Below are 12326 nucleotides of genomic sequence, written 5' to 3' on the forward strand. Positions count from 1 at the left end.
GATGACCCGCAACACCCGTACCCACTCCCGCACCCTGGCCGCCGTCGCGGCCGCCGCCGTGCTCACGCTGACCCTGGCCGCCTGCGGCAGCGAGTCGATGGCCGGCATGGACCACGGCAAGTCCGCCTCCGCCGCCCCCTCGGGCCCCTCGGGGCACGACATGGCGGGGATGAGCCACGGCCCGGACGGCATGAGCGGCATGGGCGGTGCGTCCACCGGCGCGACCGCCCCCGGCCTGGCCGCTGAGCAGGGCGGCTACCGGCTGGACGGCCGACTGTCCGGCACCGAGTACCGGTTCACCGTCACCGGGCCGGACGGGGCCGTGCTGACGCAGTACCAGCCGGAGCAGACCAAGCAGATGCACTTCTACGCGATCCGCTCCGACCTGTCCGGCTTCCAGCACCTGCACCCGACGATGGCCCCGGACGGCACCTGGACCGCCCCGCTGGCCGCACTGGAGCCCGGCGACTGGCGGATGTACACCTCGTTCGTCCCCGGCACGGGAGCGGGCGCGGGCACCGGCCTGGTGCTCTCCCGCACCGCGAACGTGCCCGGCGCGGCCACCGCCGTCCCGCTGCCGCCGGCCGCCGCGAGCACCACCGTCGACGGGTACACCGTCACCGTCGCGGGCGCCCCGAAGGCCGGGAAGGCAGGGGAGTTGACCGTCACGGTCAGCAAGGACGGGCAGCCCGTCACCGACCTCCAGCCCTACCTGGAGACCTACGCCCACCTGACGGCCTTCCACGCCGGGGACCAGGCCTTCGCGCACCTCCACCCGGAGACCAGGGCCACCGGCGCGGGCGGCGGCCCGACCCTGCCGTTCCACGCCGAACTGCCCGCCCCCGGCGACTGGCGGCTGTTCCTGCAGTTCCAGACCGGCGGCACCCTGCACACCGCCGCGCTCACCCTGAACGTCGCGGCCTGACCCCGGAGCCGGGCCCGCCCCCCCGCCCGGGGCGGGCCCGGTCCCCGCGTCCCGTCCGGTGCCGCACCGACCCGGTCACCGCCCGAGTCCGTTCCCGGGCGAGTCCGCTCCCGCCCGAGTCCGTTCCCGGGCGAGTGCGCGAAGATGGACGGGTGACCTCCTCGCCGCGCCCCCGCCTGATCGCCACCGACCTCGACGGCACCCTGCTCTGCTCCGGCGGAAGGGTCTCGACCCGGACGGCGGCCGCGCTGGCCGCCGCCGAGGAGGCCGGGATGCAGGTGGTGTTCGTCACCGGGCGGCCGCCGCGCTGGATGCAGCACCTGGGGCCGCACATCGGCGGCCACGGCGTGGCGATCTGCTCCAACGGCGGCGCGGTGGTCGACGTCCGGCGCGGCGAACTGCTGGAGACCTCCCCGATCGACCCGGCCGACGCGCTCACCCTCGTCACCCGGATGCGGGCCGAACTGCCCGGCACCGCCTTCGCGTTCGAGTTCCCGGACGGCTTCGCCCGGGAGCCCGGATACACCGTGGTGATGTGGGAGTCCGACAAGGAGCACCCGATCGCCCCCACCGAGGAACTGCTCGCGGACGGCCGGGTGGACGGCCTGTTCAAGATCCTCGCCAAGCACCCCGACCTCGACCCGGACGTCTTCCTGGAGCGGACCCGCGCTGTGCTCGGCCCGCTGGCCGAGAGCACCCGCTCCAGCCCGATCCCGCTGGTCGAGATCAGCGCCCCGGGCGTCACCAAGGCGAGCAGCCTGGCCCGCTGGTGCGCCCAGCACGGCATCTCCGCCGCCGAGGTGGTCGCCTTCGGCGACATGCCGAACGACCTGGAGATGCTGGCCTGGGCCGGGCAGTCCTACGCGGTGGCCAACGCCCACCCGCTGGTGCTCGCCTCGGTCGCCCGACACACCGTCAGCAACGAGCAGGACGGCGTCGCGGCGATCATCGAGACCCTGATCTGACCGCGGGACGCGCCGCGCCGGCCCCGTTCCGACATGTGCAGATGGTCCGCCGGTACGGCCGGAACGGCTCCAGGGGGCGCTGTGGGAAACGTGGGAGCAGCGCCCTAGGCTCGGCCTCGCATCCCGAGGTACGGGAGCGACGGACTCAGGAGGGGTACGGATGAGTGGGGACAGCGGCAGTCCGGGGCAGCAGCCCTACGGGCAGCAGCAGCCGGGCGGTCACGGTCAGCCCGGCGGTTACGGACAGCCGGGCGGTTACGGACAGCCGGGCGGTTACGGGCAGCCGGGCGGGCAGCCGGGCTGGGGCGCGCCCGGCGGGTGGGGGCAGGGCCCCTGGGGCCGGGTGCCGATCGCGCCGAAGCCGGGCGTGATCCCGCTGCGGCCGCTCGGCTTCGGCGAGATGTTCTCCGCCGTCATGGACACCGTCCGCCGCTACTTCAAGGCGCTCTACCTGCCGCTGCTGGCGGTCACCGGCATCGCCGCCGTCCCCGCGCTGGTGCTGTCGTTCTTCTTCGTCGACGGGCTGCGCAACGCGCTCGACAAGCTGCCCGACAGCGACGACGCCCCGACCGACGACCAGGTGCTCACCGTCCTGGGCGCGATCGCGCTGGTCGGCGTGGGCTACCTGCTGGCGCTGCTGGTCCAGTACGTGGTCGCCTCGGTGCTGTCCGCCGTGGTGGTCCGGGCGGCGGCGCTCGGGCGGCCGATGACGGCGGGTCAGTCCTGGAAGGAGTCCAAGCCGCACCTGCTGCGGGCGGCCGGTGCGCTGGCGCTGCTGTTCCTGCCGATGATGCTGATGGCGGCGGGCCCGCTGGTGCTGCTCCTGCTGATCGACGACAGCCCGGGCGCGCTGGTGCTGACCGATCTCCTGTGGTGGGCGCTCATCCTCGGCGGCGCCTACGTCACGGTGCGGCTGGCCCTGCAGATCCCGGTGCTGGTGCTGGAGGAGAGCACCCCGGTCGCGGCGATCCGCCGGGCCTGGCAGCTCAACAACGGCAACTGGTGGCGCAGCCTGGGCCTGCCGCTGCTGGTCTCGCTGGTCGGCCGGATCGCCGTGAACATCGTGACCTACCCCGTGCTGGCGATCGGCATGGGCGTGGTGGCCGCCGCCGTCGACACCAGCGGCTCGCCGTCCGACAGCACCGCCGCGATCACCGTCGCCCTGATCGGCCTCGGCCTGCTGACGCTGCTCTCCGCGACGGCGACCACGCCGCTCGGCATGATCGCCAACGGCATCCTCTACATCGACCGCCGGATCCGCAACGAGCGCCTGGACGTCGCCCTGGCCGAGGCCGCCGGCATCCGGCTGGCCGAGTCGGCCGGCTACCCGGCCTACCAGCCGCCCGCCGCGCCGACCGCCGCCCCGGCCCCGGAGGCCCCGCCGGCCCCGGTCGCCGATGCCGCTCCGCAGGCCCCCGCTGCCGAGCCCACCGTGCCGCCGCAGGCCCCCTCGGCGGACGCTCCGGCCAAGCCCGCGGAGGAGGGTTCGGGGTCGAACTGACCTTGTGTCGGTTGCGGTTCGATCACGGCCTGTCCGATTGCTGAGGAATACGGCTATTGGGCACCGGAACCGTGTTGTTGACGGTCTTACAGGGCTCACATAATTCGTTCACCGCACGTGGAAAACGGTGTCCGGGCCGACCGGGGGGACGGCCGGCACCGCCGTGCGGTCTGCCATGTGAGCCCTGGGGGGAGACCCTTGTCCGTTCCCGAACCGACCCCTGACCGCGAGCAGTCCACCGCCGGGACCCCGGCCGGACCGCCCGCCTTCGAAAAGCCTCCGCTGCCCGAGCAGCCGCCGGCCCCCGAGCAGTCGCCGGACGTCGAGCAGTCACTGGACGTCGAGCCGCCGGTCGCCGACCAGCCGCCCGCCGGGGCGCGAAAGCTGCCCCGGGCCGCCGGGGTCGCGCTCGCGGTGGCCGGACTGCTCGCGGTGACCGCGACCAGCGCGGCCGTCACCGTCGCCGTCGGCAAGCCCGACCACCCCGGACACGCTGTCGCGGGCGCGGCCCCCTCGGCGACGGCCTCGGCCGCTCCGAGCGCCGCACCGAGCGCGAGCGCGAGCCCGTCCCCGACACCGCCCCCGAGCGCGGTGACCCCCGTCCCGCGTCCGGCCAGCACCCTGCAGGGCAGCGTCTCGGGGGACCGGCACAGCGGCGACCTGCGCTACTTTCTGCTGCCGGTGCCGGACACCGCCGACCCGTACGGCTCGTCGGACGGGGCGATGCTGACGGTCGAGGAGATGCAGAAGTCGTACGGCGACGACGTCGACCTCAAGGGCATCCTCGACTCCTGGGGCTTCAAGGACGCGGCCACCCGCACCTACCGCACCCGCGACGGGAAGATGGAGGTGGACGTCGAGCTGCGCCGGTTCAACCGGGCGGACGACGCGCGCGGCTTCGGCAAGGCCACCACGTACAAGCTGGAGCCCTTCGACGTCGACGGGGTGCCGGGCGCCCGGGGCTACCTCGACAAGCCCGAGCAGCAGGCCTTCACCGGGCGGCTGCACGGCATCGGCGTGGTCGGCGACGTGGTCTACGAGGTCCACGTCCGGGTCCAGGGCGACCCCGACAAGGCGCTGCTCGCCGACGCGATGAAGCGCCAGCGCGACCGCCTCGCCAACGGCTGAGCGCCGTCCCGAACCCTTCTTCCAGGAGCACCAGTTGAGCACCGAACCGACGGGCGCCGCGGAGCCCGGGACGGCCGCTGCCGATCCGTCCGAACCGCCCGTCCCCACCGCCCCGCCCGTCCCCGCCGAGCCGTCCGCCGAGTCGTCCGCCGTGACGGCTCCCGAGTCGTCCGAGGTGATCGGGTCGGCGGCCGAACCCGCACCGCGGAAGCGGAAGTTGAGCGCGGGGGCGCTGTTCCTGACGGCCGTGCTGGCCGGGCCGGCGCTCGGGCTCGCGGTCGGCTACGGCGTCCAGGCGTCCCGCCCGGAGACCCCGCTGCCGAAGATCACCGCGTCCCCGCTGGCCTACCCGGCCGCCCGGGTCGACCCGGCGGCGCTGGCCGCGGCCGCCCCGAAGCCGCTGAACATCGACGGCGACCTGCGCGACCTGCTGGTCAAGAAGCCCGACGGGGCGCAGGACACCAAGCGGTTCGGCACCGACGGCTGGATGGACGCCGCGGACATCGCGGAGACCTTCGGCGACACCAAGGGCGTCTTCCAGCGGCTGCTGACCAACGGCTTCCGCCGCGCCGCCGTGGTGGCCTGGGAGGCCGACGACGCGCAGTACCGGGTCGAGCTGCTCCAGTACCTGCCGGAGAACACCGGTGAGGTGATCGACCAGGTGAACATCAGCACCTCCCGCGCGGACGTCTCCAGGCTCCCCGGCAACGACGACTGCCTGATCGTGGTCCACAAGGACGCGATGCACTACGCCAAGAGCACCGAGCAGTACTACTACGGCGAGGCGGCGGCCCGGAAGGGCACCGTGCTGATGCACGTCCAGGTCTACGCCAAGAACCCCGTGGACCGGGCCAAGCTGGAGGACCTCGCCAAGCGCCAGTGGGAGCGGATCGCATGACCGACATCGAATCCGCCGAGCCCGCTGCCGAGGTGACGGGGCGTCCGGAATACCCCGCCGAGGCACCGGAGCAGGCACCGGAACAGGCGCCTGAGCAGGCACCCGAGCCCGTCCGCACCGGCCCGCGCCGCACCGCGCTGAAGGCCGCCGCCGCGGTGGTCGCGGCGGCGCTGGTCGGCGTCGGCATCGGCGAGGTGGTCCTCAAGGTGAACTACCGGGACGAGGCGCCGGTCGCCGCCGCCCCGGCCCCGGCCCCGTCGTCGAGCGCGCCCGCGCCCTGGGGCGCGAAGTCGAACGGCACCCACTTCGGCAGCTTGCGCGACCTGCTGCTGCCGATCCCGGCGGGGTACCGGGCCGGCCCGGACTTCCAGTCCTTCGGCAACGACAGCGAACTCCGGGGCGAGGAGCTGGAGAAGGCGCAGAAGGACATGCTGGCGGAGGTGCCGGAGAAGTACCGGAAGAACACCGAGGACCTGCTCTCCTCGATGCGCCTCCAGGGCATCGGCACCCGCACCCTGGTGACCGGCGACAACCGGATCTCCGTCGCGCTGTCGCTGCGCCAGTTCAACCAGCAGTGGGTGGCGGCGCAGAGCACGGCGTACGGCGCCTGGTACACCGACAACGACCTGTACCGGCAGGGCCCCGGCGTCGCGGGCCACCCGGAGGCGCACTGCGCGCTGCCCGCGCTGAAGGCCGGCGACCAGCTGGACTTCGTGCAGTGCTACTCCGCGATCGGCGACCTGCTGGTGGAGATGGAAGTCTCCGGCGTCGCCCCCCTCGACCAGAACAAGGTCGTCGACCTGTTCCGTCAGCAACTCGACCGCCTGGCCATCCCGGGAGCCTCCGTATGAGCAGCGACAGCGCCACCACCCCGGGCACCGGACCCGCCGCCGAGCCTCCGGCCCCGGCCGCAGAAGCCCCGGCCCCGGCGGACCCGTTCGCCCCGGCCGCCGCCGACCCGTTCGCGCCGGGCGCGTTCACCGAGCCGCCCGCGCCCCCGCGCACGCCGGCCGAGCGCAAGCGGCTCTGGCAGGTCGGCGCCGCGGCCCTGCTCGCGGTGGTGACCGGCGCGGCCACCGCCGTCGCGGTGACCCTGCCCGAGCGCACCGACCTGCCGGGCCTGGCCACGCCGAACGACGGCCGGTACGCCTTCCCGGAGTTGGCGCTGCCGCCGCTGCCGGTGGGCGCCTCGGCCCCGGCCGAGTCGAAGATCCGCACGCACGCCGCGGACCTGCGGGCCCTGCTGCTGCCGCTGCCCAAGGGCGCGACCGCGACCGGCCCGGCCGCCGCCGCGGCGAGCCCGAACCCGTCCGCCTCGCCGAGCCCGTCCGCCACGGCGACCGGCACCGCGACGGGCACCGGCACCCCGACCGGTTCGCCGTCCGCGAGCGCGGCCGCCGCGCTGCCGCCGGTGACGGGCCGCTGGGTCCCGTGCGACCAGGACGCGATGCTGGCCAAGGACGGCACCTACAGCCTGCGGCTGACCACCGCCGCCTGCCGGGCCGCCGCCGCCCAGGGCTGGACCGCGAAGGACGGCACCCGCACCGAGCTGCGGCTGTTCAGGTTCGGCTCGCAGTACGACGCCTCGGACTTCTACTCGCGGGCCACCTTGATGACCTCGACCAAGGACATCGACGGCAGCAAGCCCAACACGAACGGCGAGTTCCCGATCGCCTCCGGGCAGCTGGAGGTCCGCAACGCCACCGCGCTGGCCGGCGACGTGCCGACCGGGCGGTTCGCCTGGCTGCAGTCCGGTGACGTGGTCGCGCTGGTCCAGCTGACCAACCCCAAGGGCGTCCCGGTGCAGTCGTTCCGCCAGGTGGTCGCGCTGCAGAGCGAACTGCTGGCCTGACACCGCCGACCTGACGCCGCGTCACGAGGTGCACCCTCCCGGCCCGCCGCCCCCACCGAACCCCTAGGGGGCGGGCCGGGAAGGTCATCCCGTGGGCGGAGGGAGCCCGGTCCTCCCAGCGCATTCCGCGCCTCCGCGCCCGGGGCTAGGTTGAAGCCGTGTCCACAGTCATCCAGACGGACGGCCTCACCAAGAGGTTCCCCCGGGTCACCGCACTCGACCGGCTCACCGTGGAGGTGCAGCCCGGCGTGGTCGGCCTGGTCGGGGCGAACGGCGCGGGCAAGTCCACCCTCATCAAGATCCTCCTCGGGCTGTCCCCGGCCACCGAGGGCACCGGCCAGGTGCTCGGCCTGGACATCGCCACCCAGGGTCCGGCGATCCGCGAACGCGTCGGCTACATGCCGGAGCACGACTGTCTGCCGCCCGACGTGTCCGCCACCGAGTTCGTGGTCCACATGGCCCGGATGTCCGGCCTGCCGGCCTCCGCGGCCCGCGAGCGCACCGCCGACACGCTCCGCCACGTCGGCCTGTACGAGGAGCGCTACCGCCCGATGGGCGGCTACTCCACCGGCATGAAGCAGCGCGTCAAGCTCGCCCAGGCCCTCGTCCACGACCCGCAGCTGGTCCTGCTGGACGAGCCGACCAACGGCCTCGACCCGGTCGGCCGGGACGAGATGCTCGGCCTGATCCGCCGCGTCCACTCCGACTTCGGCATCTCGGTGCTGGTCACCACCCACCTGCTGGGCGAGCTGGAGCGGACGTGCGACCACCTGGTGGTGATCGACGGCGGCAAGCTGCTGCGCTCCTCCTCCACGGCCTCCTTCACCGAGGCGACCCAGCTGCTCGCCGTCGAGGTCACCGACCACCCGACCGACCGCTCCTTCGACGCGGACACCGCGCTGCGCGAGCGGCTCACCGCCGCCGGGCTGTCGGTGCGCGCCGACAGCGGCCGGGTCCTGCTGGTCGAACTCGCCGGCGACGACACCTACGACACCGTCCGCGACACCGTGGACGACCTCGGCCTCGGCCTGATCCGGCTGGAGCAGCGCCGCCACCGGGTCGCCGAGATCTTCAGCACCCCGTCCGAGGACCAGCAGGCCGCAGCCGTGGCAGCAGGAGGCGAGCAGGCATGACCACCCGCCCCGACGCCCACACCGGCGTCATCCACGACATCGGCTACCGCCCGTACACCGGGCCCCGGTTGGGCCGCCGCTACGCCACCCGCTCGCTGTACGTGCAGAGCCTGCGGGCCGCATACGGCCTCGGCCGCTCCGGCAAGTCCAAGGTGCTGCCGTTCCTGCTGCTCGGCGCGATCACGGCGCCCGCCGTGGTGATGCTCGCCATCGCGGTCTTCGCCAACCTGACCAAGATGCCGGTGGACTACGCCGACTACGTCACCAGGTTCGGCATCCTGGCGCAGATCTTCCTGGCCGCCCAGGCCCCCGTGCTGATGTCCCGGGACCTGCGGCACCACGTCGTCCCGCTGTACTTCTCCCGCCCGGCCACCCGCGGCGACTACGTGGCCGCCAAGTTCGCCGCCCTGTTCACCGCCCTGCTGGTCATCCTGGCGCTGCCGCTGGTGGTGCTGTTCGCCGGCTCGCAGCTCGCCAAGTTCCCGCTCGGCGACAACCTGACGCACCTGTCGTACGGCCTGCTGTCGGCCCTGCTCTACGCGCTGCTGTACGCCGCGCTCGGCATGCTGATCGCCGCCCTGACACCGCGCCGCGGCTTCGGCGTCGCCGCGATCATGGGCACCCTGATGATCACCACGGTGCTCTCGGTCATCACCTACAACCTGGTCGGCGGCTTCCTGCCGAACCCGCCGCAGTCCGCGGGCTGGTCCTTCCTGCTCTCGCCCGACGAGACGGTCGCCGCGCTGATCAACCAGCTCTTCGACCTCGGCACCCCGGACTCCCCGCACGCCCCCGGCGGCTTCGGCGCCCTGGTCTTCGCCCTCGTGATCGCCGCGGTCACGGCCGCCAGCTACGCGCTGACCCTGCGCCGCTACCGGAACGTCTGAGAGGGCAGCCATGGCCGTCATCACCATCGACAAGGTCTCCCGCTGGTTCGGGAACGTGGTCGCCGTCAACGACGTCACGATGACCATCGGGCCGGGCATCACCGGTCTGCTCGGCCCCAACGGCGCCGGCAAGTCCACCCTCATCCACATGATGAGCGGCTTCCTCGCCCCGTCCTCCGGGACGGTCCAGCTCGACGGCGCACCGATCTGGCGCAACCAGGAGGTGTACCGGCAGATCGGCCTGGTCCCCGAGAAGGAGTCGATGTACGACTACCTGACGGGCTGGGAGTTCGTCCTCGCCAACGCCGAACTGCACGGCCTGGCCGACCCGGCCGGCGCTGCCGAGCGCGCCCTCGCCCTGGTCGAGATGGAGTACGCCCAGGACCGGCAGACCGGCACCTACTCCAAGGGCATGAAGCAGCGCGTCAAGATGGCCTCCGCGCTGGTCCACGACCCCGCCGTGCTGCTGCTGGACGAGCCCTTCAACGGCATGGACCCGCGCCAGCGCCTCCAGCTCATGGAACTGCTGCGCCGGTTCGGCGCCGACGGGCGCACCGTGCTGTTCTCCTCGCACATCCTGGAGGAGGTCGAGCAACTCGCCCGCCACATCGAGGTGGTGGTGGCCGGCCGGCACGCCGCCTCCGGCGACTTCCGCGAGATCCGCCGCCTGATGACCGACCGCCCGCACCAGTACCTGGTGCGCTCCAGCGACAACCGGCGGCTCGCCGCGGCGCTGATCGCGGACGGCTCCACCGCGGGCATCGAGGTCGACTCCCGCGAGGACGCGCTGCGCGTCGAGGCGATCCACTTCCAGGGCTTCACCACCCTGCTGCCGAAGGTCGCCCGCGAGGCCGGCATCCGCCTCTACACCGTCTCCCCGGCCGACGAGTCGCTGGAAAGCGTCTTCTCGTACCTGGTCTCGTCCTGAAGGGCCGCACCCGATGAACACCACCGTCGCCAGGCTCACCGCGCGCGGCCTGTTCGGCCGCCGACGGGTCCTGATCCTGCTCGCCGTCCCGGTCCTGCTGCTGGCGATCTCCGTGATCGCCAGCACCACCGACCTCGACAAGCTCGAACTCGCGCACACCGTCCTCGGCAAGCTCGCCCTGGGCACCCTCGTCCCGCTCACCGGCCTGATCGTCGGCACCGGCGTCATCGCCACCGAGATCGAGGACGGCTCCATCGTCTACCTGCTGGCCAAGCCGCTGCCGCGCTGGCAGATCGTCACCACCAAGCTCGCGGTGGCGATCGGCTCCACCTGGCTGCTCGCCTCCGTCCCGACCTACGTCGCCGGGCTGCTGATCTACGGCACCGAGGGCGACGTCGCGCTCGGCTACGCCGTCGGTACCCTGGTCGCCGGAGCCGCGTACAGCGCGCTGTTCCTGCTGCTCGGCGTGGTCACCCGGCACGCGGTGATCGCCGGCCTCGCCTACGCGCTGATCTGGGAGAGCCTGATCGGCAACTTCGTCGAGGGCGCCCGCACCCTGTCGATCCAGCAGTGGGGCCTCGCGGTGACCGACGCGGTCGCCGCCGACGGCACCGTCATCCCCGCGGTGGCGCTGTCCACCGCGGTCTGGCTGCTGGCGATCGTCGCGCTGGGCGCCACCGCCCTCGCCTCGGTCAAGCTCGCCGGGCTCACCCTCAGCGGCGAGGAGTGACGGCGGCGACCCGCCCGCACGACGGCGGGGACGGCTTCGGCCGTCCCCGCCGTCGTGCGCGTCCGAGGGTCCGTCAGACCGTCCGGTCGCGGCCCGCGCCCCAGCCGGCCGCCGCCGCCAGCACGGCCAGCACCAGCATCACCAGCAGCGTGGTGTTCCAGCCGCCCGTCACCTGGTGCAGCAGGCCCGCGCCCACCGGGCCGGCCGCCGCCACCAGGTAGCCCACCGCCTGGCTCATCCCGCCCAGCCGGGCCGCGCCCGGCACGCTGTCGGTGCGCAGCACGATGAATGCCAGGCCCAGGCCCAGCGAACCGCCCTGCGCCAGGCCGAGCACCGCGGCCGAGAACCAGGCCCCGGAGACCGGCGCCAGCAGCAGCCAGGCGATCCCGGCCGCGTTCAGCAGCGCCATCCCGGCCGCCAGGCCGCGCTGCCGGGTCATCCGGCCCGCCGCCAGCGGCACCAGGAACGCGCCGGCCACCTGCACCAGGTTGCTGAACGCGAACACCAGGCCGGCCTCGCCGCGCGGCATCCCGTGGTCCGCCAGGATCTGCGGCATCCACGCCACCAGGGTGTACACCAGCAGCGAGGAGATGCCCATGAACGCGCTGATCTGCCAGGCCAGTCCGGACTTCCACGGGCTCGCCGCCGGGGCCTGCGGCCGGGTCGGCGCCGCGAGGGTCCGCACCGGGGCGACCCGCTCCTGACGGGCCTTCAGCACCTGTGGCAGCCAGGCCACCGCCGCCACCAGCGCCAGCAGCGACCAGGCGCCCAGCGAGGCCCGCCAGCCGCCGCCCAGCGCGTGCTCCAGCGGCACCGACAGGCCCGCCGCCAGGGTCGCGCCGACCAGCATGGTCGTCGAGTAGACGCCCGTCATCGCGGCCGCCCGGTGCGGGAACTCCCGCTTCACCAGGCCCGGCATCGACACGTTCAGCACCGCGATGGCCACGCCGATCACCACGCAGCCCGCGTACAGCGCCAGCACCGAGGGCAGCACCCGCAGCAGCACGCCCGCGCCCAGCAGCAGCACCGCGCCCAGCACCACCCGCTCGGCGCCGAACCGCCGGGTCAGCCGGGGCGTCAGCGGCGCGCCCACGCCCTGGAACAGCACCGGCACGGTGGTGATCAGCCCGGCCGCCGAGGCGGACAGGCCGAAACTGCGCTGGATCTCCGCCACCATCGGCGACACCGCGGCCAGGCAGGCCCGCATGTTCAGCGCCACCAGCACGATGCCGACCAGCAGCACGGCGGGATGCGCGAACCGGGCGGCGGTTCGGGTACCGACCTTTCGGTCGAGGGCGGGACGGACGGCACGGGTGACCGACGACATGGCAGAACTGGCTCTCTGTGCTGAGGAGTGGGTGAAGGAGGACGGGCGCCGG

12 protein-coding genes are annotated in these 12326 nt (G+C 73.6%); 11 read left to right on the forward strand and 1 reads right to left on the reverse strand.

Annotation, left to right across the window (positions count from 1 at the left end; all coding sequences use genetic code 11):
* The first annotated feature begins 1 nt into the window (after position 1).
* The 11 genes from ACIOHG_RS27145 (at position 2) to ACIOHG_RS27195 (ending at position 10947) form a co-directional block, all read left to right on the forward strand.
* Positions 2-925 (forward strand): hypothetical protein, encoded by a 924-nt coding sequence (locus ACIOHG_RS27145; RefSeq protein ID WP_400954272.1) that lies wholly within the window; start codon positions 2-4, stop codon positions 923-925.
* Between the two features lie 152 nt (positions 926-1077).
* Positions 1078-1890, forward strand: coding sequence for an HAD family hydrolase (locus ACIOHG_RS27150; RefSeq protein WP_400954273.1), 813 nt, complete (start codon positions 1078-1080; stop codon positions 1888-1890).
* 160 nt (positions 1891-2050) lie between these two features.
* A complete protein-coding gene (locus tag ACIOHG_RS27155; RefSeq protein ID WP_400954274.1) occupies positions 2051-3391 on the forward strand; it encodes a hypothetical protein in 1341 nt (446 codons plus the stop codon).
* Positions 3392-3589: 198 nt separating this feature from the next.
* Positions 3590-4519: a hypothetical protein gene (locus ACIOHG_RS27160; protein ID WP_400954275.1), complete on the forward strand. Its 930-nt coding sequence runs from the start codon at positions 3590-3592 to the stop codon at positions 4517-4519.
* A 34-nt stretch (positions 4520-4553) separates the two neighbouring features.
* On the forward strand, positions 4554-5417 hold the full coding sequence (locus ACIOHG_RS27165; protein ID WP_400954276.1) for a hypothetical protein: 864 nt from the start codon (positions 4554-4556) through the stop codon (positions 5415-5417).
* Complete coding sequence (locus ACIOHG_RS27170) at positions 5414-6268, forward strand: hypothetical protein (protein WP_400954277.1); 855 nt, start codon at positions 5414-5416, stop codon at positions 6266-6268. The genes ACIOHG_RS27165 and ACIOHG_RS27170 overlap by 4 nt, the downstream gene beginning before the upstream one ends.
* Entirely contained in the window at positions 6265-7269 is a 1005-nt protein-coding gene (locus ACIOHG_RS27175; protein WP_400954279.1) for a hypothetical protein, read from the forward strand. Before ACIOHG_RS27170 ends, ACIOHG_RS27175 begins: the two co-directional genes overlap by 4 nt.
* Positions 7270-7427: 158 nt before the next feature.
* A complete protein-coding gene (locus ACIOHG_RS27180; protein ID WP_400954280.1) occupies positions 7428-8402 on the forward strand; it encodes an ABC transporter ATP-binding protein in 975 nt (324 codons plus the stop codon).
* A complete protein-coding gene (locus tag ACIOHG_RS27185) occupies positions 8399-9289 on the forward strand; it encodes an ABC transporter permease (RefSeq protein ID WP_400954281.1) in 891 nt (296 codons plus the stop codon). Before ACIOHG_RS27180 ends, ACIOHG_RS27185 begins: the two co-directional genes overlap by 4 nt.
* A gap of 10 nt (positions 9290-9299) precedes the next feature.
* Complete coding sequence (locus tag ACIOHG_RS27190; RefSeq protein ID WP_400954283.1) at positions 9300-10217, forward strand: ABC transporter ATP-binding protein; 918 nt, start codon at positions 9300-9302, stop codon at positions 10215-10217.
* A gap of 13 nt (positions 10218-10230) precedes the next feature.
* Complete coding sequence (locus tag ACIOHG_RS27195) at positions 10231-10947, forward strand: ABC transporter permease (protein WP_400954285.1); 717 nt, start codon at positions 10231-10233, stop codon at positions 10945-10947.
* A gap of 73 nt (positions 10948-11020) precedes the next feature.
* Here the strand turns inward: ACIOHG_RS27195 and ACIOHG_RS27200 are convergent, their stop codons facing one another.
* Positions 11021-12274: a CynX/NimT family MFS transporter gene (locus ACIOHG_RS27200; protein WP_400954286.1), complete on the reverse strand. Its 1254-nt coding sequence runs from the start codon at positions 12272-12274 to the stop codon at positions 11021-11023.
* Positions 12275-12326 lie beyond the last annotated feature (52 nt).

The organism is Kitasatospora sp. NPDC088134 (assembly GCF_044741705.1).
GTDB lineage: Bacteria > Actinomycetota > Actinomycetes > Streptomycetales > Streptomycetaceae > Kitasatospora.